Genomic DNA, 24,453 nt, shown 5'->3' with positions numbered 1-24,453 from the left:
GCCATTAAATGAGTATGCTCTCAAGAGTGTACTAGAGTCTCGAATCGTATGTTGAAAACAGTTTCTTTTTGCTTTTTTTTGATGTTCAGCTTCAGTTATGGACAAAAAGTGGTTGAGAAGTCGCTCGATGCTTCAGGATTGGAACGGATTCTTATCAGTTCAAAAACAATTTCTCGTATTTCAATTGTTTCAGAAAAAACAGATAAAATTACCATCTTAACCAAGATTTCTGGTGAAACCTACGAGAACTTGGTGGTAACTACTTCCGAAGAAAATAAAACACTTATTCTCGATACATCGTACATTCCTTTTTTTACTGCGGAAAATGACAAATTAGCCGCACATAAGGTAATTTCAATAGAAATGACGGTGATAGTACCTGAATTTTTTAGTATTGCAATTAATTCTGAAATAGCTTCAGTAAAAGCCAGCGGAAGCTTTGATTTACTATCTATTACACTTCGCGGAGGCAATTGTTTGGTGCAAGATTTTATAGGAAACGCCCGAATTAAAACCCAAAAAGGCGCAATTACCGTATATACTAATAGTACGGTTTCTGGAACGGCAAATTCGGTAAAAGGAAGGGTTGAAAATGAACTTGTTTCTAACGGAATGTATCGTATTATTGCTGAAAGCAGAAGTGGTGCAATTGGCCTATTTCAAACCAAATAATATTCCTATTTTTGTGTCACTTTACAAACACACAGAAAGAAGGATACTTCTACTAATTTATACTGCATGTCGTTAAAAAAATCGATTTTAATTATCATTTTGGTCTTATTGGTAGATCAAATATCTAAGGTTTATATCAAAACGAGTTTTTCGTTAGGCGACGGTGTAAAAGTGTTTGATTGGTTTCAGATTCTATTCGTTGAAAATGAAGGAATGGCTTGGGGAGCTAAAATCCCGGGAGAATATGGAAAGCTGTTTCTAACCGTTTTTAGGCTTATAGCCATCGTTGGAATTGGATATTGGTTGTGGGATTCGGTTCGAAAGAAAGCATCGCGGGTATTAGTCGTGGCAATTGCTTTGATTTTTGCAGGTGCGTTCGGAAACATTATAGACTCGGTATTTTACGGCTTGCTCTTTAACGACAGTCATCATCAAGTAGCTACATTTTTACCTGCAGATGGAGGCTACGGTACATTGCTTCATGGAAAAGTAGTGGACATGCTATACTTCCCCTTATGGAAAGGATATTTGCCAGAGTGGCTTCCTTTTTGGGGAGGAAAGTTTTTTACCTTTTTCGATCCCGTTTTTAACATCGCAGATATGTCTATTAGTACGGGGGTTGGACTTTTAATTGCTTTTAATAAAAGAGCATTTCCTAAAAAGGAGATAGAAGCATAATCTTAAACAGTTTTATTAAAAATAGTTTGAAAATGTTCAATGCTGATAGGCTTTATTAAATAGTCTGTCACCGAATCTATAGACTTCGCTTTTTCCATTTCGTAAGGATCAATAGACGAGCTAACAATATAAAGGGTCGATTTAGGATTTTTTGAAAAGGCGGTATTCTTGTATTTTTCTAAGAAATCCCATCCATCCATTACAGGCATATTAAGGTCTAAAAGAATTATTTGTGGTAACGTGTTTTGTTCAGAAACTGTTGGTTTTTCAGGAAGAGCTTCAAAATATGTAAGCGCTTCTTGTCCATTGCTAAATACCAGCAACTCTTCAGATAATTTTTTCATTTTAATTATCTTTTTGATTAGATGTACATAAATTTCGTCATCATCAATAATGCAGGCAACTTTAATCGGGCTTACTGTTGGCATCATATATATTAAAATTTAACCTTAAAAATGGAACCTTGATCTACTACACTTTCAACAGTGATTGTGCCTTGTAAGGCTTCTACTTGATTTTTTGTGATATACAAACCGATTCCGACAGCGTCTTCGTTTCTGTGAAATGTTTGGTACATATTGAATAGTTTATTTTTATACTTCTGAAGATTTATACCGATTCCGTTGTCTTTTACAGTGAGGTAGTTTTTATTTTCTTCTGAAAAAGTTTTAATTTCTATAATTGGATCACGATCTGGATGCTTGTATTTTATTGAATTAGAAATGAAATTTAAAAGAATGCTTTGCATATAAGCTGGAATATAAGGAATCATTGGTACTCCTGAAAAGTCGGAAATTATAGTCGCTTTGCTTTTATTAAGGGTGCATTGTATTGATTTTTTTACGGTTTTTAAAACATCTTCAAAAACAACATCACTTTTATCATCATCGGCCTGAGATTGTGTTGAAACAATTTCATTTAAATGCGATATCGTTTTGTTTAAGCTTTCAGAAATGGAAACCAAATTATCTTTTAATTCTTTCTCTTCTTCTTCTGAATTGTGCAGCGAATTAAATAACTCAACGGTTAATTGTAAGTTGCTGGAGTGAGAGCGTAAATTATGCGAAACTATGTGCGCAAAGTTGAAAAGTCTAGCGTTTTGAGAAGCTATAATTTCTAATGATTTCTCAAGACTTAATTCTTTCATTTTTTCAACATTCACGTCTTGAAAAACTCCTCGTACCCCAACAATATTATTTTGCTCATCAAACAAGGGTTGTCCAGCCGCTTTCACCCAAAATTCTTTTTTGTCGTAAGTAAGCATTTTGATGGTAGTATTAAAAGGAATTCCTTTCATACAATCATTAAAAAAATTCTGAGCTCTAACTATTTCGTCTAAGGCATAAAAACCCATTGCATTTTTAGGAGTGGGTTTAAAATCTTCTGGAGTGTTTAATATGCGACGCGCTAAGGGATCAAGCATACTTGTTTTGTCTTTGAAGTTAACACTCCAGCTACCAGCACCCGTTAATTTGGCAACTTCTTTATAGTAAAAATTATTAAAGTTGCTATTCACAATTAGTTGTTTTTATAAAATTAGGATTAGTTTTTTACGGGGGAAAAGATAAACTTCGAATAACTAAGGAGTTAAATATAGTTAATTTTATTAGAAACAAGATAAAAGTGTAAAATTTATCGTTAACCTGTAGGTGCGAGTACTGTAAAAGGGTACATCGGAATGTTTCTTGCAATCCAATAAATGGCTACAATTCCAAAATATCCGTAAATAAAAAAAGGATTATAAAATAAATGAACACGGAGCTGTGTTGAGAAAAGATAGTTGTAAAGTTTAAGTCCAAAAGCGTAAATTATCAATGGTAGTGAAAGAACCATCAGCGGATTTAAACCAAATGCAGTTGTGACGTCTCCTTGCGCTAACTGATGTATAGCGCGTTGCGACCCACAACCCGGACAGTGATATCCCGTAGTGTATTTGAAGGGACATGGTAGAAAAAACGAGTGGTGAGAAGGGTTGTACGAGTGGAAAACAAAAAAAATACCCCCAAGCACTGCTGCGATGAGGGTAAGAGTTATAATTTTCTTAGAAGTTACCTCCAGCAAATCCAACAGCCATTAAAATAATGTAAAGAACAAAAAATACAAGACCTAAACCAGCGCCCCATAAGGAAAACTTTTTAGCGTCATCGGCAGCTTTTTGAGCTCCTACATGATCTCCTTGAGCCCATAGCTCTTTTACTTTAGTCGATTTGATAATTGCTACAATCCCTAAAGGAAGGCAACATAATACGGTACATACGATTGCCCATACTAAATTATTGTCAGGAGGTGTACCTGCTTGATTGTTTGATGTTTCCATTGATTTGAATGGTTATTCGGTTAATAATAAATTAAATATACTGTGTTTTTTTCAAAAAGAGTGAATTTTTCGAGGAGTTACACAAAAATGGAGGGGAATATCTATGTTTTCATAGACAACGTTAATTTCGGGTTCAAAAAAAGATAATCCAATAAATAGGGTGTTTGGATGGCAATGACTTAAAAACCGATCGTAAAATCCTTTTCCGTATCCAATACGATTTCCTTTTAAATCGTACGCTAAAAGAGGAACAAAAACAACCTCCAATTGTGAAACGGGCACTTCTATTCCTGAAACGGGTTCGGAAATTCCATACGGTGAGATTTTTAAAACGGTGTTTTCTTGAAGTAATATGTGTTTCATTTCTCCTGTTTCAAAATAAGCTTTCGGCAACACAACACTTTTGTCTTTTCCTTGTAAAATATGAAGTATGTATTCCGTGTTTACTTCTTTTTTTTCAGCAATAGGCAAGAAAACATGGTAATACGTTTTATCCCAAATGTCTAGCTTTAAGGTTTGATTGGCTATTTGAAGGCTTAACTCTTCTACCATTTCTGGTGTGAGTTGTTGTCTTTTTACTTTGTACTCGTTGCGAAGTTCCGATTTAGTTTTATTCACTTTTTTCAGCAGTAGTCATGTTAGAATCTATAGTAGAAATATGAAAAATAGCATCTCCTTGATGTACGATTGGCGAATGGTTTACATTAATGATATACCCTTCATTTGGAGCGCGTACAATAAATCGCATAGCGCCAAAAGGATCGGTAATGGTGGCTAAAAACTCATCTTTTTCAACGTGTTTATTACAATCAATTTTTACGTGTAATAATCCGCTTCGCTGTGCTCTAATCCATTTGCTTTTTTCAATGAGAATGGTTTCGGAGGTGATTTCTTTTGCAGTATGCTTATCGGATAGCATTTCAAATTCTTTTAAAATTCGGGTGACCCCATCGACGCCATGTTTGACAATATATTTATTCCCATCTCGTGATTTTCCACCTTCAAACAAGATAATCGGAATGTTCATCTTGTCGCAGGTAGTTCGGTACGATTTGTCAATATTAGGAGAGAAAACGGTAAAAGGCGCATTAAAAACGTGTGCATAATGCAACAATTGCTTGTCGTCTGGTTTAATACGCACTTGTGGCGCATTAAATCGGCTTGCGCCACCCGTATGAAAGTCCATACAAAAATCGGCAAGTGGAACAATTTCTTTCGTAAAGTGATAGGCTACCCGACTGGCGAGCGATCCTGTTTTAGATCCAGGAAAGACTCTGTTTAAATCGCGCCCATCTGGAAAAGCTCTATCAGAGTTTAAAAACCCAAAAATATTTAAAATAGGGACACAAATAATCGTTCCTCTTTTCGGTTTGTTTATTTTTTTAGCAATAATCTGACGTACAATTTCAACGCCATTAATTTCATCGCCATGAATTCCTCCAGTTAATAAAATAGTAGGTCCTGGGACAGTAGAACGCTCTATAATAATTGGAATTTCAATGTTTGTAGAAGTGTATAATTTGGCAATGCTAAAGTCTATCGTTTTGCTTTCTCCTAAACGAATGCGTTGCCCTAAAATAATAAAATCGTCTCCTGGGTACTTCATTAATCTACGTTTCTTTCGATGTATTTTATGATTGTATTTGCAATGTCTTTTCCTGTAGCGGCTTCAATTCCTTCTAGTCCAGGCGAAGAGTTTACTTCTAAAATTAAAGGACCACGCGCAGATTGTAGCATATCAACACCTGCAATACCAAGACCCATAGCACGAGCAGCTTTTAAAGCGGCTGTTTCTTCTTCGTCGGTTAATTTTATCACAGAGGCAGTTCCACCACGATGTAAATTACTTCTAAACTCCCCTTCTTTCCCTTGGCGTTTCATAGCACCTACTACTTGACCGTCTACAATAAAAGCGCGAATGTCTGCACCACCTGCTTCTTTAATATATTCTTGAACAATAACACGAGCCTGTAGATTGTTAAAAGCTTCAATTACCGATTCTGCCGCTTTTTTAGTTTCAGCAAGAATAACTCCAATTCCTTGTGTTCCTTCTAATAGCTTAATAATAACAGGAGCGCCCCCTGCTTGTTCTACGATTTCCTTTACGTTTCTAGAATAGTTGGTAAAAATAGTTTTAGGCAGTCCTAGTCCAGCTCTCGAAAGTACTTGAAGGCTACGCAATTTGTCGCGAGATCGAACCAATGCTTGCGATTCGGTGGTGGTAAAAACACGCATCATTTCAAATTGTCGAACAACTGCAGTCCCATAAAAAGTAACAGAAGCGCCTATTCGTGGAATAATAGCATCTGTATGATCCAGTTTTTTTCCTTTGTAGAAAATAACAGGGTTTTTCTTTTCAATTACAATATCACATTTGGTGTGATTTATAATTTCAATGGTGTGGTTCCTTTTTTTTGCAGCTTCAACAAGGCGCTGTGTAGAATATAAATTAGGGTTTGCAGATAATATTTTAATGTTCATCTTTTACTTTTTGTTTGTATGAAAGGTCTGTGTTGTTAATATCTACGATAAATTTCTTAGTTAAAAAATTTCTCCCTAATAAAACAGGATAACGCATTTCTTCTCGATCACTCAAGGTTAAAAATATAGGAATAGTTTCTCCAAATAAAACTATTTCCGTTAAAATACGGTAACGAGCTTCTGTTTGTCCGTTACTGCTTTTTACTACTTTTACGTCGTATTGATCAAAAACGAATTCTTTTTCGTGATATGCCGGATGTTCTGGGTCTAAAAACACACATTTTAAGTAGTTGTCTTTTACCACCAGATTTTTACAATGAATACTACTAGTGAAGGCTCCTGTGTCAATTTTCACATCTATATTACTTAAACTAAGTTGTGGAAAATCTGCTTTGTCAACGCGGCCTATTATTTTTTTTGAATGTACCTGATTCTTCATAGGGGAACAATATACAAAATGTGTTAGGGAATGTTATTTATTAAAGCACGGGTTTTTTGAAGAAATTCGTCAGAAATATTACTGCTTATTTCGTTCAATATAACGTATAATATGTTTTGAAATATCCACGCCTGTGGTGGTTTCTATGCCTTCCAAACCTGGTGTCGAATTTACTTCTAACACCATGGGACCTTGCTTCGATTGTAAAATATCAATGCCGCAAACGCCCATTCTTAAAGTTTTAGCGGTTTTTAAGGCAATTTTATTTTCTTCGGGGGTGAGTTGTATTAATTCTGAAGAGCCTCCTCGGTGTAAATTAGATCGGAAATCTCCTTTTTTACTTTGTCTTTTCATGGCTGCTACCACAACACCGTCTACTACAATGGCGCGCACATCGCATCCTTTAGATTCGGCAATGTATTCCTGAATCACAAAGCGTACTTCTGAAGCACTTAACGTTTCAATGGTAGATAATGCAGATTGATAGGTTTCGGCTAAAATAACGCCTGCACCATGGGTTCCTTCTAGCACTTTTATGATTACCGGGTTGTTTCCAAACCTCTGTAAGGTTTCTTCCGCTTGAAATGCGCTTCCTAAAAATGTTTTGGGCATCGGTATGTTTGCCGACGCTAAAATTTGAAAACTAGTCCACTTGTTTCTCGATTGCAAAATACTTTCCGAAGCAACAATAGAAAAAACGCCCATAGCCTCAAATTGACGCACTAGAGCGGAGCCAAAAAACGTGTTTGTGGCTCCAATTCTAGGAATTATTGCGTTTAAATCGTCCACTAATTCGCTTCCGTAATACAAAACAGGAGTTCCGTTTTCTATTCCCGAAGTAAATAGGGTCGGATCTAATACCTCCATTTCATGATTTCTTGCTTCACCAGCAGTAATCAGACTTTGGGTAGAATAGAGGAATTCTCCTCGCGATAAAATGGCGATATTCATTTGTACATATTAGGCAGTGCAATTTAATTAAAAATACATACTACCAAATTGTATCGCATTAAAAATTATACGTTACCTTTCCCCTAATAAAAAAGGGCGTTCCCGGCGTAAAATGAATTTCTTCAACCGATTCGGCCTCGTTAAACAAACGACTTTCGGTTGCAAATTGAGTTTCATTCCATTCTGTATTGAATACATTTTCTACAATCACACCAAAAACTACATTTTTATAGGTGTAATTTATGTTGGCATCGGTTACAAAATACCCTTCGGCTACAATACTATTATCTTCATTTGCGGCTCTGTCTTTTACAAATCGGTAGTTGAGTCCGCCAGAAAAAGCACCTACATTTTCAATGGAAAGTCCTCCCGTTGTCGTTAAGTCTGGCGCCAACGGAATATAATCTTGTCCGCTTGGTTCTTCGGTACTTCTGGCGTAAGTGTAATTTACATCTCCATACAAATACAACCAGTCTAAGGCTTCATAGCGCAGTCCGAAATCCACTCCCAAACGACGTGTTTTTCCACTAGGCTCTACGATAGCCGCATCGCTCACGTACACAAACTCTTGTTCTAAAAATAAGGCCCAAAAAGCAGTATTTACAATCAGTTTGTCGGTCAATTTGTAGATGGCACCTAGATCACTTCCGTAGGCAGCAGGTAAAATAGATTCTCCATTATTGGCTACCACTACACGTGTGTCGTTGGAGTGAAACCCAATTCCTGTTTTGAAAAATAATTGAAGGTCTTGGTTCGGACTGTATAGAAAATTAAGCTTCGGACTCGCAAAAACTTTGGTTTCACTTTTGTTATCGTACGTTTCTGAAAGTAAATCTTCATAATCGAACTTAAAATAATCCAATCGCAAGGCGGGATTTATTTTAAAATCACCAAAATCGAATTCGGTATTTAGGTATCCAAAAGCATTTACCTGATCTACATTTCCGTACGACAAGCGGTCTAATAGTTCCCGTCTATTTTTGGTGTGCGACAGTTCTACTTCGTTCACATCGTCGTATCGAAATCCGACACCAGCTGTATATTCAAAATCGAAGGCATCTCCTTTTATTTTTTCTGAAAGTGCCGTATCAAAACCAAAAATGTTTCGGTCTTCCCGTTGCGTAATTTGATCGCCATTTACAGGATCTTCCAAAAAGAAGGTGAAGTTTGAAAACAATTCGAAGTCATAGTGTGAATAAAACGCATTGGTCTTTATTTTTTTTGCTTCGGAAAGTTTTTTGCTGTGATTTACAATGATGTTGGTTCTACTCGTGTTACCACCTTCGGTATCGTCGATAGCGCCAAAACGGTCAATGGTTCCGTCATCGATAGAACGCTGCGGAATCTGTCCTGAAGCATCCCATTTACTCTGAAGGTGAGACGCAGTTAGTGTTAGCTTTTGTTGGTCTGCCAAGGTTACATTGTATTTCCCCATCACATTGAAGCGATTAAAATTTTGAGGAGAATCGAACGGACCATTAAACGTATTTAACGAACTCGCCACATAGGCATTACTTGTTTTGGTGTCTAATAAATTGAACAATCCAACCGTGCGAAATGAATCAAAATCACCATATTCAACCGAAACGGAGTTCTTCTTTAATTTCTCTTTGGTGGCAAAGGCAACATACCCTGCTGTTCCAAAATCGCCGCGTTCTGCGTAGTAGGGTCCTTTTCCGAAGTCAATTTTATCGATCGTTTCTGGAATGATAAAGTGCAAATCGCTGTATCCTTGTCCGTGCGCATGCGACACCATATTTACGGGAATTCCGTCCACAGATAAATTGATATCGGTTCCGTGATCAATATCGAAACCGCGTAAAAAAATCTGTTCGGCTTTTCCGCCACCTGCGTGTTGCCCAATAACAAGCCCCGGTACTTTCCGAAGTATTTCTTGAGACGATTTTACAGGGCTGCTCTCCAAATCAATTTTAGCAATCTGATTTAAGGTATTGATGTTTGGAGTAATGGAAACCTGTTCTAATGAGATTGCAGTCGCATAGAGGGTAATCGCCATTGGTGAAGCGAAATCTTCTTCCTTTACCGTGAAGGCATAGCTCTGATAGCCTAAATGCGAACTGTAAATTTGGTCGCCTACAGCGGCGTTGTCGAAGGTGAATTCGCCATATCCATTGGTGTGCGAATGTGTGTTTTTGGTTTTGTTAAATAATGCCACATCTTCTAGGGCATTGGCATCTTGATCTACTACTTTACCGGTAAGTAATTGCGCTTGCGCATACATACAGATAAGTAGTAAACCTATGGTAAGTTTACTTTTCATAAATTTTGATTTTATTAAATAGACAGTTTGTTTCAGGCGGTTTTTTACTGCTGAAACGTGTTGAATTTGATTATGAAAAGTGAGGTTCGGGAGGAGGTGTTGTGTTTCTGAAAGAAGCCGTATAGACTTCAGGAACGTAAAAATAAGTATCAATTCTGAAAGGCTTCAGAGGGAGTTGAAGCGATTTAGTTTGCTGAACAATGTGTTTATCGAACTCAACGTTTAGAATTACCTTATCTGAATCTGACGCGTTACTTTCCGAAGAAAAAAGCGTAGCGAAAAAAGAAACAATTCTGTGTTCGTGTTCGTGCTCCTCATCATGATCGTGTGCCAATTGATGTGAATGTGCAGCACTCGTTTGTGTAAAAGCGTGTTCAATTTCGTGTAAGCCACCTAGAAATACATTTTTTAAGGGTGCCACCACATACAAAACTGCTAAAAGCAAAATAAAATGCTTTTTGAGGGTTAGAATATGTGAGTTTTTTGGCATTGGTTAAATGTATCTACTTATAAATACGTAAAAGAAGGATTTCTAGTTTTTTTAAAAATATGTTTAACCCAGATTTAACACTATTTGCACAGGGAAAGCTTACAAAAAAAATAAAACATCTGTTATCTTTGGGGGATGGCAGACGCTTCTGTAAAACTACAAATTTCTACACTTCCGGATTCTCCAGGGGTGTATCAGTATTACGATAAAGAGGACAAACTGCTATACATTGGGAAAGCCATTAATTTGCGCAAACGCGTGGCTTCTTATTTTAACAAGGAGCACGATAATGGGCGCACCCGATTGTTGGTAAAAAAAATAGCTACCGTAAAACATATTGTGGTTGCTACTGAAACCGATGCGCTACTACTCGAAAATAACTTAATAAAAAAATACCAGCCTCGTTACAATGTAATGCTAAAGGATGATAAAACGTATCCTTGGATTTGCATAAAAAACGAGCGCTTTCCGAGGGTTTTTTCTACCCGACGTATGATTAAAGACGGTTCTGAATATTTTGGACCGTACACCAGCATGCGAACAGTGCATACCTTGCTCGATTTAATTAAAGGCTTGTACCCTTTACGAACGTGTAACTATGATCTTTCCGAAGAAAAAATACAAGCAGGAAAATACAAAGTCTGTTTAGAATACCATCTTAAAAATTGTTTGGGACCTTGTGAAGCCTATTATTCGGAAGCGCAATACAACGATAATATTGAAGCGATCCGGAATATTGTAAAGGGAAACTTTAAAGAGTCCTTGCATACATTTAAAAAACAAATGACAACCTTGGCGGCTAATCTTGAGTTTGAGGAGGCGCAACGCATCAAGGAAAAAATTGACATTTTAGAAAACTACCAAGCGAAATCCACGGTGGTGAATCCGAAGATTAACAATGTAGATGTGTTTACGGTGCTCTCGGACGAAAGTTATGGGTATGTAAATTACCTTCAGATATCTTTTGGTTCTATTATCCGTTCGCACACGCTTGAAATTAAAAAGAAACTAGACGAAAGTGACAAGCAATTATTGCAGTTGGCAGTGATTGAATTGCGACAACGGTTTGAGTCACAGTGCAAAGAGGTATACGTGCCATTTCCGATTACTGTAGAAGAAGGGGTAAAGGTACATGTTCCGAAAGCGGGCGATAAACGACATATTTTAGAATTGTCGCTTCGGAACGCCAAGTATTTCAGAATGGAACGTTTTAAACAAGCTAGAATTGTAGATCCAGACCGTCACGAAAAAAGAATCATGGCACAAATGAAGAAGGATTTACGTCTTTCTGAAGAGCCACGACATATTGAATGTTTTGATAATAGTAACATTCAAGGAACCAATCCTGTTGCTGCTTGTGTGGTATTTAAAAACGGAAAACCAAGTAAGAAAGATTATCGTAAATTTAATATCAAAACGGTTGAAGGTCCCGACGATTTTGCTTCTATGGAAGAAGTGGTATATAGACGGTATAAAAGATTGTTGGAAGAGGAGCAGCCTTTGCCACAGCTTATCATTATAGATGGTGGAAAAGGACAACTTTCATCGTCTTTAAAAAGTTTGGATGCTTTAGGGTTACGCGGAAAGATTGCCATTATCGGAATCGCAAAACGATTGGAAGAATTGTTTTATCCCGACGATCCTATTCCGTTGTATTTAGACAAGAAGTCTGAAACCTTAAAAATTATTCAGCAATTGCGAAATGAGGCGCATCGCTTCGGAATTACATTTCACCGTAACAAAAGAAGCAAACAAGCGTTAGATACAGAGTTGGAGTCCATTTCTGGAATTGGCGAAAAAACCATTGTAGAATTATTGACCCATTTTAAAAGTACCAAACGCGTTGCTGAAGCTACTTTCGACGATTTAGAAAAAGTAGTCGGCACTAGCAGAGCAAAAAAAATTGTAACCCATTTTCAGCAAACCAAATGAAAAAAGCCCTAATTGTAATTGTATGTTTCGTTTCGGGACTTCTCTATTCTCAAGAAAAGGAGGTGAAGGACCTAAAAGTGGGCGTTGTATTAAGTGGTGGAGGGGCAAAAGGATTGGCGCACATTGGAGTTTTAAAAGCGATTGAAGAGGCTGGAATTCGGGTAGATTATGTTGGTGGAACCAGTATGGGAGCTATTGTTGGGGGATTGTATGCTTCAGGATATTCGGCAAAGCAATTGGATTCTATTTTTAATGTAGTTGATTTCAACACTCTGATTCAGGATGATATTCCGCGAAGTGCTAAAACTTTTTACGAAAAAGATGAGTCTGAAAAATACACCTTAACACTTCCGTTTGATGATTTTCAAGTAGGATTTCCATCAGGATTGTCGAAAGGACAGAATGTGTATAATATGATGTCGAAATTGATGGCACATGTTAGCACAGTAAATGATTTTGAAAAACTTCCCATACCGTTCTTTTGTGTGGCAACAAATGTTGAAACAGGAAAAATGGTGATGCTCAACAAAGGGTATTTGCCGCGAGCCATTACAGCAAGTGGGGCATTACCCTCTTTGTTTAGTCCTGTGGTAATTGACGGTATGCTGTTGGTAGATGGCGGCGTGGTAAATAATTATCCCATCGATGAGGTTCGCGCCAAAGGCATGGACATAATTATTGGAGTAGATGTTCAGGATGGATTAAAAGATAGAACGGCCCTTCAATCGGCGTTCGATGTATTGGTGCAGATTAATAACTATCGTACCGTGGGGGATATGGTTGAAAAGAAAGGAAAGACAGACATTTATATTCACCCCAACATTGATGATTTTTCAGTGGTTTCTTTTAGTGATGGGCGAAAAATAATTGAATCGGGAGTAGAGGCTTCTATTGTGTATAAAGACAAACTAGATTCAATCGCGAAGCTTCAGCTGCATCCACCAAAAGAAGAAGTTACATTTCGCAAGCGTAATTCATTTTATATTGATGACGTAGGAATTACGGGAAATGAAAAATACTCACGCGCCTATGTTTTAGGGAAACTGAAGCTTAAAACTCCTTCTGTTGTTACCTATCAGGATTTTAGTGACGGAGTTAATAACCTTTCAGCAACAGGAAATTTTCAAGATATCGACTACCGTTTGGTTCCTTTGGAAGACGATAAATATTCGATTCAATTTACGCTTCGAGAGAATAACTCGTCAATGTTATTAAGACTTGGGGCGCATTACGACAATTTGTTCAAGTCTACAGCACTGGTCAATTTAACCAAAAAGAGGTTGCTTACCAATAACGACATTGCTTCGTTTGATTTGATGTTGGGCGATAATTTACGGTATAATTTTAACTACTATATCGACAAAGGATTTTACTGGAGTATAGGCCTAAACTCAAGCTATAACTATTTTGAAAAAGACGTTGCCATCGATTTTGTGCTTCCTGAATTAACTTCGGAAGGAAGCAATCAAATCAATCGAATTAATTTAGAGTATGGAGATTTTACCAATCAGTTATATGTTGAAACACTTTTTAGAAGAAGCTTTTTACTGGGAGGTGGGATTGAACACAAATTTTTAAATTACTTGTCTGAAACGCTTGGTATTGATGAAAATAACAAGCCGCGAACTGTTTTTGAAAGCACCAATTACTACAGTACGTACGGCTTCTTAAAATACGATACGTACGACAATAGTTTTTTTCCGAAAAAAGGAGTTTTCTTTAATGGCGATTTTCATCTGTATATGTTCGCTTCCGGACGAAACGATGATTTTACACAGTTTTCAATAGCAAAAGGAAAAATTGGATACGCAAAATCTTTTTTCACAGATTTTTCCGCAGTAATAACAAGCGAGGGCGGATTTAAAATTGGAGGAGGAGACGAAACTCAGTCGTTCGATTTTACTTTAGGAGGCTTCGGCTTTAAAGAAATTAATAATATCATTCCGATGTATGGGTATGAAGCCTTAAGCTTGCGAGGAAACACCTATTTAAAATCAAGTTTGACGTTAGATTATGAAATTGTGAGAAAGAATCATATCAACGTTGCGGTTAATATTGCCAAAGTAGGAGATGATTTATTTACTAGTGGAAACTGGATTGATGGTGTGGATTATAGCGGGTATGCTTTTGGGTATGGATTGGAAACTTTCTTTGGTCCCATTGAGATTAAATACTCCTATTCTCCCGAAAGAGATAAAGGTGAATGGTATGTTTCTGGAGGCTTTCGGTTTTAATAAAATCTATTCAAATAAGCTGTAAATTTTTCCGATATTTGTAATATAAATATGTAAATCATGCCGTTTTATCATCAATTAGGAAAAATACCGCCCAAAAGACACACACAATTCCGTAAACCCGATGGGAGTCTATATTCCGAGCAACTGTTTGGAACCATAGGATTTGATGGAATGTACAGTAATTTGTACCACGAACAACGTCCAACTCAGGTAAAGGAGATAAAAAGGCAATACAACGTAGCGCCAAAAGTTGCGAAAGCAAACAACATGCAGTCGTATCGTTTTAGAGGGTTTCAAGTACCCCCAGAAAACGATTATTTAGAAAGCCGAAAGGTAATGCTTACCAACAGCGATTGTAATATTATTTTGGCGGCGCCTAGACATTCACAAGAAGATTATTTCTATAAAAACACTGATGCAGACGAACTAATCTTTATCCATAAAGGAACAGGGAAGCTTCGTACGCACATGGGAAACCTCGATTTTAAATACGGAGACTATTTATTAGTTCCTCGTGGAATTATCTATAAATTAGATTTTGACACCGAAGACAACCGTCTTTTTATTGTAGAATCGTACCGTCCCATTTACACACCAAAACGATACCGAAATTGGTTCGGACAATTGTTAGAGCACTCTCCGTTTTGTGAGCGCGATATTCGCAAACCACAAGAATTAGAGACCTACGACGAAAAAGGTGATTTTTTAATTAAAGTAAAAAAACAAGGCGATATTTTCGACATGGTTTATGCCAGTCATCCGTTTGACGTGGTGGGATACGATGGATATAACTTTCCATATGCGTTTTCTATTCACGATTTCGAACCGATTACAGGGCGCATACACCAACCGCCACCAGTACACCAAACCTTCGAAACCGATGCGTTTGTGATATGTAGTTTTGTACCGCGATTGTACGATTACCATCCAGATAGCATTCCGGCTCCCTACAACCACAGCAATATAGACAGTGATGAGGTGTTGTATTATGTAGATGGCGATTTTATGAGCCGTAACGATATAGATGCAGGTCATATTTCATTGCATCCAGCGGGTATTCCACACGGACCCCACCCAGGAGCGACTGAACGAAGTATTGGAAAAACAAAAACAGACGAACTAGCCGTGATGGTCGACACGTTTAAGCCGCTTCAAGTAACTGAAGAAGCTTTAAAAATTGCCGATGACACCTATTTCCAATCTTGGCTAGAGTAAAAATAATTTGGAGCAATTTCCTGCTTTTCTCTGTATCTTTTTTGTGAAAAACAAAAAAGGATGCCGTTTCAATCAGGGCTAAACTAAAAAGAATGAGCAAAGAAGTAAAATCAGTAAACTACGGGTTAGAAAAAATATTCGAAGGAGCAGAAGACTTCCTTCCTTTATTAGGAACCGATTATGTTGAGTTTTATGTAGGAAACGCCAAGCAATCGGCACATTTCTATAAAACAGCCTTCGGATTCCAATCACATGCCTACAAAGGATTAGAAACAGGATCTAGAGATCAAGTAAGTTACGTTTTAAAACAAGATAAGATTAGAATTGTACTTACAACGCCTTTAAACAGTAAATCGCCTATTAACGACCACATTGTGAAACATGGTGACGGTGTTAAAATTGTAGCGCTTTGGGTAGAAGATGCGAGAAGTGCATACGAGGAAACTACCAAACGTGGCGCAAAATCGTACATGGAGCCAACAGTAGAGTCGGACGAGCATGGAGAAGTAGTTCGCGCAGGAATTTATACCTACGGAGAAACGGTACATATGTTTGTAGAGCGTAAAAATTATAAAGGAGATTTCTTGCCAGGTTTCAGAAAATGGGAATCAGATTACAATCCAGAACCTACCGGACTTAAATACATAGACCACATGGTTGGAAATGTAGGTTGGGGACAAATGAATACCTGGGTAAAATGGTATGAAGATGTCATGGGATTTGTAAACTTCTTGTCGTTTGATGACAAACAAATCCATACTGAATATTCAGCCTTAATGAGTAAGGTGATGAGTAATGGAAATGGACGTATTAAATTTCCAATAAACGAACCTGCTAAAGGGATTAAAAGATCTCAAATAGAAGAGTATTTAGACTTTTATGAAGGTGCAGGAGTGCAGCATTTAGCCTTAGCAACCGATGACGTAATAAGTACAGTAGCTCAGCTAAAAGCACGAGGTGTTGAGTTTTTACCACCACCACCACAAGAGTACTACGATGACATTCCAAGACGTTTAGGCGTACACATGGATGTGATGAAAGAAGATATTAAAGAACTTCAGAAGCTTTCTATTTTAGTAGATGCTGATGAAGAAGGGTATTTATTACAAATTTTTACAAAACCATTAGAAGATAGACCTACCTTGTTTTTTGAAATCATACAACGTATGGGAGCAAAAGGCTTTGGGGCAGGAAACTTTAAGGCTTTATTCGAGTCTATAGAGCGTGAGCAAGCGGCTCGTGGCACACTGTAATACAAGCGTAACAATTCTAAAACTCCATCGTCTTATTGATGGAGTTTTGTTTTTGGAATAGAACTTGTAATACTAGCGTACACGCTAAACCCGAATCAATGAAAAAGGTACTTTTATTTTTAGTCTTCTTAAGTGTTACAACACTATCTGCGCAGCATAAAGCTTATGGAGATGGTGAGTGGTTTAAGTTTAGAATTCATTATGGATTGTTAACGGCAGGATATGCTACGTTAGAAGTTAACAATGCCAATCTTAACGGGAAAGAGGTTTACCATATTAAAGGCGAGGGAAAAACCGTTGGAATGTCAAGTTGGTTTTTTAAAGTAGAGGATTATTATCAATCGTATGTAGATAAGGAAAAGAACATTCCGTATCGTTTTATTCGTAAAATTGATGAAGGAGGCTATACCAAAGACATTCAGATAGATTTTAACCATAGCAATCACAAAGCGACGATCTTTAATAAAAAACACAATACCAAAGAAGAGCTTTCTTTTCCAAAAGATGCGCAAGATATGGTGTCTGCTTTTTATTACCTTCGGAATAAGTTAGATACAGATAATATCGTGAAAGACGAATTCATAGATATGGATATGTTTTTTGACAGAGAGAATTATAAATTTAGACTTAAATTCTTGGGTAGGGAAACCTTAAAAACTAACTTTGGCAAAGTTCCCTGTTTAATCTTTCGTCCTTATGTGCAAGCAGGAAGGGTTTTTAAAGAAAACGAGAGTTTAACCATTTGGGTAACAGATGATAAAAATAAGATGCCCGTTTTAATTAAAGCTGACTTGGCTGTTGGATCTTTAAAAGCAACATTAACAGAGTATAAAGGACTGCAACATTCCTTCAAAATATTAGTAGACTAGCCGTATGGAAATAAAGCCTGAAACAAAGAAACTTTTAGAACAACTAGAAAAAAAGTTTAGTGGTTTAGATCAAGATTTAAACACCCATTTAGAAGGACTATTGCACAGTGAGCCCATTACCTATTGGGATTATATTCAAACAGATGCATTACTAAGCCTTCAAATACAACGAACTACATTGCCTGATGAGATGGTTTTTATCATGTACCATCAAATTAATGAATTGTTGTTTAAAATGATTCTTTGGGAAATTCAGCAAGTGGCACATAAAGAAGCACTTTCAGCAGCATTCTTTTCAGAAAAATTAATGCGTATAAGTCGCTATTTTGATATGCTTACGTCCTCTTTCAACATTATGAGAGAAGGAATGAGTGTAGATCAATACATGAAGTTTAGAACAACTTTGACTCCTGCTAGTGGATTTCAGAGTGCGCAGTACCGAAAAATAGAGTTTGCTTCCACAGATTTGATAAACTTGATAGACGCTCGTTTTAGAGATTCTATTGATAGAAATACGCCTTACGAACATGCCTTGGAACACTTGTATTGGCAAGCTGCAGGAAAGGATTACAAAACAGGGAAAAAATCGTATTTGTTAAAAGCATTTGAAGAGCAATATAAAAATGAATTTATTGCCTTTACACAAGAATATAATACCATAAATTTGTACGCAAAATTTAAAGAACTTCCAACCGAGGTAAAAGAAGACCCTACCTTAAGAGAAGCGATGCGTCATTACGATTATACTGTAAATGTTACTTGGGTTATGGCTCATTACAATGCTGCTAAATATTATATAGGCGGTGGTAAAGACCATAAAGAAGTAGAAGCAACAGGCGGAAGTGACTGGACTAAATATATGCTTCCAAAATACCAACGCCGAATTTTCTTCCCAGAAGTTTGGACAGCACAAGAGTTGAAAGACTGGGGAAAAGATGTATAACGTAAAAAAAGAAAAAGTAAATTGAAAATAGTAAAATTTCTCCTCCCCCTATTATGCACTTTTATTGCTTGTACGGATGATATTAAAGACGACACCACAACTGAAAGTATTGAAATAGAACCCATTATTGTTAAAGAATACGGATACGCATTAAACGATTTTAATGTCGTTAGAGATACGATTCGATCGGGTGATACTTTTGGTGATATTTTAGACTCCTATGGAGTGCCAAATCAAAAAATTTTAGAAGTTGCTAGTAAATTTAGAGACAGTTTTGATGTTCGAAAAATTGTAGTAGGGAAACCGTATGTATTGCTAAATTCTAAAGATTCGGTAAATACAACTCAAGTTTTTATTTACGAAAAGAACAAAGTAGATTACGCCGTTGTCGATTTACGAGACACACTCAACTGCTATACAAGTCAGAAACCAATTTCATACAAACTGAAAGAAGCTTCAGGAATTATTACAAGTTCATTGTCTCAAACGATGGATGAAAAAAATCTGAGCGCAAATATGACCGACGAGTTGGCAAAAATATATGCTTGGACAGTTAACTTTTTTCACCTTCAGGAAGGCGATCGCTTTAAGGTGGTGTATACTGAAAGGTATATAAATGATACCATCCCTGCTGGATTAGATGAAATAAAGGCGGCATACTTTCAGCATAGAGGAAAAGCATTGTACTCCTTTAACTATAAAATCGATACACTTAATGCGTTTGCAGATTACTATGATGAGCATGCAGATAATTTAAGAAGAGCTTTTTTGAAGGCTCCTGTAAAGTTTAGTCGTATTTCGTCTCGTTACAATTTAAATCGTCGTATTAAATACTACGGTTATAAACTTCGTCCTCACAAAGGAACCGATTTTGCAGCACCGATTGGAACTCCAATTTTAGCCACGGCCGATGGAGTTGTTTCAAAGTCGGAAAGAAAAGGTGGCAATGGTAATTATGTGAAAATTAGACATAACGGAACCTATGATACACAATACTTACATATGAAGAGTAGAAATGTTTCTGTGGGACAGTATGTAAAACAAGGAGATGTTATTGGTTGGGTAGGAATGACTGGTAATACCGGAGGACCTCATGTTTGCTACCGCTTTTGGAAAAATGGAAAACAAGTAGATCCTTTTAAGGAAGATTTACCATTATCAAAACCACTTGCGAAAGAATATCAAGAGGATTATTTTGAATTTATAGCTCCTTTAAAAGAGCAGCTAGACTGCATTTCTTATTAACCCCCTGTTAATCAATTTGTTGATAACTATCTATTCGTAAAATGTTAAAGGTGTTTTTTCCTGTTAATTTTGTGTAAACAAAAAAATTAGCATTTTGTTAACATTGGAGCGCTGTTTTTTGAACACTTCAATGTACATTTGCTGAAATTTTACAAAACAAAATAAACAACTCATGAGAAAACTACTACTATTAGTTTTATTATTAGGCGGATTTACTGCCTTTTCACAAGGTATAGTTACCGGTGTAATTATGGATTCCGATATGGGAGGTCCATTGTCTGGAGCTAATGTGATTGAAACGGGAACCACAAACGGAGCAATTTCCGATTTGGATGGTAATTTTACATTAAATGTTACTTCTAATTCTGGAACAGTAACAGTTTCTTATTTAGGATACACAAACAAAAAGGTATCTTATACATTATCTGGAGGAAAAGCAAACTTAGGATCAATTTCTGTTGTTCCTGATGCAGATTCTTTAGGAGAAGTTATTATTGTTGGAACAGGTGTAATTGACCTTGCAGAAGGAAGAAGAACACCAGTAGCAGTATCTACAATTTCAGCTGCTGAAATCCAAGATAGAGTTGTTGGTAACGTTGAAATTACAGAAGCGTTAAAAAACACTCCTTCTGTTCACATTTCTGGACAATCTGGATTTGGAGATTCACAATTCTATTTAAGAGGATTTGACCAAACGAACATTGCTGTTTTATTAAACGGTCAGCCAATTAATGGAATGGAAGATGGTAAAGTATATTGGTCTAACTGGGCAGGTATCGCAGATATTGCAAATGCAATTCAAGTGCAAAGAGGTTTAGGAGCTTCTAAATTAGCGATTTCATCTGTTGGTGGAACAACTAACATTGTAATGAAAGCTGCTGATAGAAAAGAAGGTGGTTTTGCACGTTTCTTAGGAGCGAACGATAGTTACGCAAAAGGAACTATTGCTTATAACACTGGTAAAAATGAAAAAGGATGGGCATTTTCTGCACTTGTAGATTACTGGCAAGCACATAGAAAATGGGCGAAAGGTACTTACGGACAAGGACAAAACTATTTCTTTGCTGTAGGTTATGAGCCAAACGAAAAGCACTCATTTAACTTCTTGTTAACTGGTGCACCACAATTACACGGTCAAAAATGGTCTCAATCTAAAGAGATTATTGAAGCAGATCCTAAGTATAACCAACACTGGGGGTATACTGAAGATGGTATCGAGTCTGAAAGACAAAACTACTACCATAAGCCAGTTATGAACCTTAACTGGGACTGGACAATGAGTGAAAAATCTGAACTTTCTACTGTATTATATGCATCTTGGGGCCGCGGTGGTGGAACTGGAGATAGAGGAAACGGAAGAAAAAGAACGGAAGATCCTGACGGAGATGGTCCTTTAGGTGGTCAAATTGATTACGATGCAATTGCTGCTAATAATGCAATTGTAGGTCTTGGTGGAGACTACGGTGCAGACAATGGGGCTGGGTATATTAGAAGATCTTCTGTAAACAATCACCAATGGTATGGTGTTGTATCTAACTTTAACCATGACATTACTGAAAACTTAAAGTTTAATGTGGGTGTAGATGGTAGAATGTATACTGGAGATCATTTTAGACAAGTTACAGATCTTTACGGTTTATCAGGATGGTCTAACGACAGACCAGACGATGCTATCGTTACTGCTACTTTTGATGCTACTCCTTGGGCAGCACTTACTAGTTATGCTGATGAAGGTGATCGTATTAATTATGACTATTCAGAAGACATTAACTATGTTGGTGGATTTGGACAATTAGAGTACGCTAGTGATAATTTCTCAACATTTTTCCAAGGTTCTGTGTCTAGTCAATCGTACCAAAGAGAAGACAGATTTGAAAACAAAACTTCAGAAAAAGTATCAAGAAGTGGTTACAACCTTAAAGGAGGTATCTCTTACACAATTGAAGAGTCAAGTACCATTTTCTTAAACGGAGGATACTACTCAAGACAACCTTACTTAGATAACATTTTTGCTTTCAACGGTTCTAATGCTGATTTAATTAGCCCAGAAGTTGATAATGAAATTATTCGTTCTTTTGAAGCAGGATACCACTACAAAATAAATCGTTTTTCTGCTAACTTTAACGCATACGTTACAGATTGGACAAACAGAACAATCACGAATTTAGATACAAATGACAACGGTACTCCTGATGATGATACTGATGATTTTGATATGTCTATCCTACAAAGAGGAATTCGTCAATATCACTCTGGTGCAGAATTTGATATTGCATACAGAGCTACAGATTGGTTAACGCTTACTTCATATATTTCTGGTGGTAGCTGGGTATATAAAGGAGAGTCTAGTGTAGATATTTACAATGTTGATACCAATCAATTAATTTCATCAGAAGAAGGTGTTGATAGAAATGGTGTAAAAGTTTCTTCTGCACCACAATTTACTACAGGTCTTAGAGCTAAAGCAAGAATTACAAGCGCTTTAAGTGTAGATGGTAACATTAACTACCGTGCAGGTCACTACGAGTTTACAGATCCTTCTACTCCAGCATCTGACTACCAACCACGTCAATTGAGTCCTTACTCAATTACTGACTTTGGTTTGTCTTATGAGTTTAACTTAGGTGGTGGAAACGACTTAACTTTTAGAGGAAACTTATACAATGCATTTGACTATATTGGATTACAAAATACAGATGCTTTTGGTTACTATACTGAAAATGGAAGAACTTATAACGCAAGTGTAAAGTACAACTTCTAAGGTATAGCTAACATACTTTATTTTAAACCGCCTGTTTTTAACAGGCGGTTTTTTTATGCAATTAATGTACCTTTGAAAAAGTCAACTTAAAAAAGAGAGTATGTACACAACAATACAATTTATTCATTCCTATTGGGCTTATTTAGTAGTACTAATCATAGTATTAGCAACCATTAATGCATTAATGGGGAATTTTTCGAAAAGAGAATACGGTCCTAAAGATTTTAGAATTTCATTATTTGGATTAATCGTAACGCACATTCAATTGTTAATTGGTCTTGTTTTATTTTTTGTATCACCTTTAGGGTTACAATCAATTACAAACAACGGAATGGGAGTTGTGATGAAAGATTCCGTATTACGATTGAATGCAGTAGAGCATCCCTTTGTAATGATCTTAGTAGTGGTTTTTATAACAATGGGGTATTCAAAACATAAGAGTAAATTGGTTTCTGCAACAAAGTTTAAAACCTTAGCTATCTTTTATACCGTAGCTTTAGTTTTATTGTTGAGTAGAATTCCGTGGAACCAATGGTTCTAATTTTTCGTACTTCGGAAAACAAAAAAGGCACGCTAAACAGCGTGCCTTTTTTTATTAAATTTAAATGTATGTTTATTTTGAAGGAACTTCTTTTATAAGATATACGAATACAGGAAAGTGATCACTATATCCTCCTGTAAATGCTCCGTTTCCGAAGCTTCTGTAAGGATAGCCTTTGTATTGCCCTTTAGAGTTTGCTAAGTAAGACTTATTGTAAATACCCGCTTTATAAAAACGATATGATGAATAGTCTTTTTTCATTAGCTCGGTAGAAACAATCGTTTGGTCAAATATATTCCAGCTATCGCGCCATGCAAGTGTACCCAACCCTTTTTTGAACATTTCTTCCATAGGGTTGTATAGTTCTTTAGGCTTTAACTTATCACGATCTGTTTTGGTTTTTAATACTTCCTTTACACTTGGACTTGTGGGATCATCGTTTAAATCGCCCATGGTAATGATTTTGGCGTACGGATCTTCCGTGAACAACGAGTCAATAATCCTTTTGTTTAGTTTGGCTGCTTTAATACGCTTAGGACGACTGCGAGCTTCTCCACCACTTCTAGAAGGCCAGTGATTTACAATAACGTGAATTTTTTCACCGTCTAACATACCACTTACCAACAATTGATCTCTTGTGTAAATACGTTTTGTTGCATCATTATTGTCGTAAATTAAAAGCTCATGCGCTTTATAATTTGTAGGGGTAAATAATTTTTTCTGATATAAAAGAGCAACATCAATACCACGTCTGTCAGGAGAGTCAAATTGAATGATTCCGTAATCTTTTTGTAATAAAGGCTCTTGATTTACTAAGTCTTCAAGAACTCTTCTGTTCTCCGTTTCACAAACACCTATAATTGCAGGTGAAGTTCCTGTAACGTCACTTCCAATTTCAGCAATCACCTTTGCCATGTTTTTTAGCTTTGCGTTGTAAATTTCTTCTGTCCAATGATCTTTTCCTGTTGGCGTTCTATCGTCATCAAAAGTAATTGGGTCGTCCTCAAAATCGAAGAGGTTCTCAACGTTGTAAAAGGCAATGGTATTTACCTTGTAATTCTTCTTGTTTTGGGCACTAGAAATGAAAAAAGAAAGGGTGAAAAGGGTTAAGAAACAATAATTTATCTTCATTACTTTTGGTATATTAA

The 24,453-nt window shown here is 36.7% G+C and carries 23 protein-coding genes; 11 read left to right on the top strand and 12 right to left on the bottom strand.

Annotated features, from left to right (window positions below; all coding sequences use genetic code 11):
• Window positions 1-48: 48 nt before the first annotated feature.
• On the top strand, window positions 49-672 hold the full coding sequence (locus tag BLQ00_RS03350) for a hypothetical protein (RefSeq protein WP_139149353.1): 624 nt from the start codon (window positions 49-51) through the stop codon (window positions 670-672).
• A gap of 66 nt (window positions 673-738) precedes the next feature.
• Entirely contained in the window at window positions 739-1,350 is a 612-nt protein-coding gene (locus BLQ00_RS03345) for a lipoprotein signal peptidase (protein ID WP_093140502.1), read from the top strand.
• Window positions 1,351-1,352: 2 nt separating this feature from the next.
• On the opposite strand, the gene BLQ00_RS03340 is transcribed toward BLQ00_RS03345, so the two are convergent.
• From BLQ00_RS03340 to BLQ00_RS03290, 11 genes are all read right to left on the bottom strand, one after another.
• Window positions 1,353-1,781, bottom strand: a complete 429-nt coding sequence (locus tag BLQ00_RS03340; protein ID WP_093140499.1) for a response regulator — start codon at window positions 1,779-1,781, stop codon at window positions 1,353-1,355.
• Window positions 1,782-1,786: 5 nt separating this feature from the next.
• Complete coding sequence (locus BLQ00_RS03335; protein ID WP_093140496.1) at window positions 1,787-2,866, bottom strand: PAS domain-containing sensor histidine kinase; 1,080 nt, start codon at window positions 2,864-2,866, stop codon at window positions 1,787-1,789.
• 122 nt (window positions 2,867-2,988) lie between these two features.
• On the bottom strand, window positions 2,989-3,360 hold the full coding sequence (locus tag BLQ00_RS17905; RefSeq protein ID WP_262891361.1) for a DUF2752 domain-containing protein: 372 nt from the start codon (window positions 3,358-3,360) through the stop codon (window positions 2,989-2,991).
• A gap of 31 nt (window positions 3,361-3,391) precedes the next feature.
• Complete coding sequence (locus BLQ00_RS03325; RefSeq protein ID WP_093140490.1) at window positions 3,392-3,667, bottom strand: CD225/dispanin family protein; 276 nt, start codon at window positions 3,665-3,667, stop codon at window positions 3,392-3,394.
• A 51-nt stretch (window positions 3,668-3,718) separates the two neighbouring features.
• A complete protein-coding gene (locus BLQ00_RS03320) occupies window positions 3,719-4,285 on the bottom strand; it encodes a 5-formyltetrahydrofolate cyclo-ligase (protein WP_093140488.1) in 567 nt (188 codons plus the stop codon).
• Window positions 4,278-5,273: a succinylglutamate desuccinylase/aspartoacylase family protein gene (locus BLQ00_RS03315; RefSeq protein ID WP_093140485.1), complete on the bottom strand. Its 996-nt coding sequence runs from the start codon at window positions 5,271-5,273 to the stop codon at window positions 4,278-4,280. The genes BLQ00_RS03320 and BLQ00_RS03315 overlap by 8 nt, the downstream gene beginning before the upstream one ends.
• Entirely contained in the window at window positions 5,273-6,148 is an 876-nt protein-coding gene (rimK, locus tag BLQ00_RS03310) for a 30S ribosomal protein S6--L-glutamate ligase (RefSeq protein ID WP_093140483.1), read from the bottom strand. The genes BLQ00_RS03315 and rimK overlap by 1 nt, the downstream gene beginning before the upstream one ends.
• Window positions 6,138-6,587, bottom strand: a complete 450-nt coding sequence (locus tag BLQ00_RS03305; RefSeq protein ID WP_093140480.1) for an ATP-dependent zinc protease family protein — start codon at window positions 6,585-6,587, stop codon at window positions 6,138-6,140. The genes rimK and BLQ00_RS03305 overlap by 11 nt, the downstream gene beginning before the upstream one ends.
• Window positions 6,588-6,665: 78 nt before the next feature.
• Window positions 6,666-7,538 carry an ATP-grasp domain-containing protein gene (locus tag BLQ00_RS03300; protein ID WP_093140478.1) on the bottom strand — a complete coding sequence of 291 codons (873 nt, stop codon included), beginning with the start codon at window positions 7,536-7,538 and terminating at the stop codon, window positions 6,666-6,668.
• A 58-nt stretch (window positions 7,539-7,596) separates the two neighbouring features.
• Window positions 7,597-9,819 carry a TonB-dependent receptor gene (locus BLQ00_RS03295; protein WP_093140475.1) on the bottom strand — a complete coding sequence of 741 codons (2,223 nt, stop codon included), beginning with the start codon at window positions 9,817-9,819 and terminating at the stop codon, window positions 7,597-7,599.
• A 70-nt stretch (window positions 9,820-9,889) separates the two neighbouring features.
• Window positions 9,890-10,264: a hypothetical protein gene (locus BLQ00_RS03290; protein ID WP_139149352.1), complete on the bottom strand. Its 375-nt coding sequence runs from the start codon at window positions 10,262-10,264 to the stop codon at window positions 9,890-9,892.
• A gap of 180 nt (window positions 10,265-10,444) precedes the next feature.
• Here BLQ00_RS03290 and uvrC point away from each other — a divergent pair, with 180 nt between their 5' ends.
• From uvrC to BLQ00_RS03245, 9 genes are all read left to right on the top strand, one after another.
• Window positions 10,445-12,241 (top strand): excinuclease ABC subunit UvrC, encoded by a 1,797-nt coding sequence (gene uvrC / locus BLQ00_RS03285; protein WP_093140469.1) that lies wholly within the window; start codon window positions 10,445-10,447, stop codon window positions 12,239-12,241.
• Complete coding sequence (locus BLQ00_RS03280) at window positions 12,238-14,475, top strand: patatin-like phospholipase family protein (protein WP_093140466.1); 2,238 nt, start codon at window positions 12,238-12,240, stop codon at window positions 14,473-14,475. The genes uvrC and BLQ00_RS03280 overlap by 4 nt, the downstream gene beginning before the upstream one ends.
• A 60-nt stretch (window positions 14,476-14,535) precedes the next feature.
• Entirely contained in the window at window positions 14,536-15,693 is a 1,158-nt protein-coding gene (locus tag BLQ00_RS03275) for a homogentisate 1,2-dioxygenase (RefSeq protein WP_093140463.1), read from the top strand.
• Between the two features lie 92 nt (window positions 15,694-15,785).
• Window positions 15,786-16,946: a 4-hydroxyphenylpyruvate dioxygenase gene (gene hppD, locus BLQ00_RS03270; protein ID WP_093140461.1), complete on the top strand. Its 1,161-nt coding sequence runs from the start codon at window positions 15,786-15,788 to the stop codon at window positions 16,944-16,946.
• Between the two features lie 98 nt (window positions 16,947-17,044).
• On the top strand, window positions 17,045-17,815 hold the full coding sequence (locus tag BLQ00_RS03265) for a DUF3108 domain-containing protein (protein ID WP_093140458.1): 771 nt from the start codon (window positions 17,045-17,047) through the stop codon (window positions 17,813-17,815).
• A gap of 4 nt (window positions 17,816-17,819) precedes the next feature.
• Entirely contained in the window at window positions 17,820-18,758 is a 939-nt protein-coding gene (locus BLQ00_RS03260; RefSeq protein WP_093140455.1) for a tryptophan 2,3-dioxygenase family protein, read from the top strand.
• Window positions 18,759-18,779: 21 nt separating this feature from the next.
• Window positions 18,780-20,003: a M23 family metallopeptidase gene (locus BLQ00_RS03255; RefSeq protein WP_308425250.1), complete on the top strand. Its 1,224-nt coding sequence runs from the start codon at window positions 18,780-18,782 to the stop codon at window positions 20,001-20,003.
• Between the two features lie 172 nt (window positions 20,004-20,175).
• A complete protein-coding gene (locus tag BLQ00_RS03250; protein ID WP_093140453.1) occupies window positions 20,176-22,764 on the top strand; it encodes a TonB-dependent receptor in 2,589 nt (862 codons plus the stop codon).
• 100 nt (window positions 22,765-22,864) lie between these two features.
• Window positions 22,865-23,305 (top strand): hypothetical protein, encoded by a 441-nt coding sequence (locus tag BLQ00_RS03245; RefSeq protein ID WP_093140450.1) that lies wholly within the window; start codon window positions 22,865-22,867, stop codon window positions 23,303-23,305.
• Between the two features lie 72 nt (window positions 23,306-23,377).
• On the opposite strand, the gene BLQ00_RS03240 is transcribed toward BLQ00_RS03245, so the two are convergent.
• Window positions 23,378-24,436 (bottom strand): endonuclease/exonuclease/phosphatase family protein, encoded by a 1,059-nt coding sequence (locus tag BLQ00_RS03240; protein ID WP_093140447.1) that lies wholly within the window; start codon window positions 24,434-24,436, stop codon window positions 23,378-23,380.
• Window positions 24,437-24,453 lie beyond the last annotated feature (17 nt).

The organism is Ulvibacter litoralis, from assembly GCF_900102055.1.
Lineage (GTDB): Bacteria > Bacteroidota > Bacteroidia > Flavobacteriales > Flavobacteriaceae > Ulvibacter > Ulvibacter litoralis.
The sequence above is the reverse complement of the archived record's forward strand: the minus strand, read 5'-3'. Positions and strand labels throughout refer to the sequence as shown.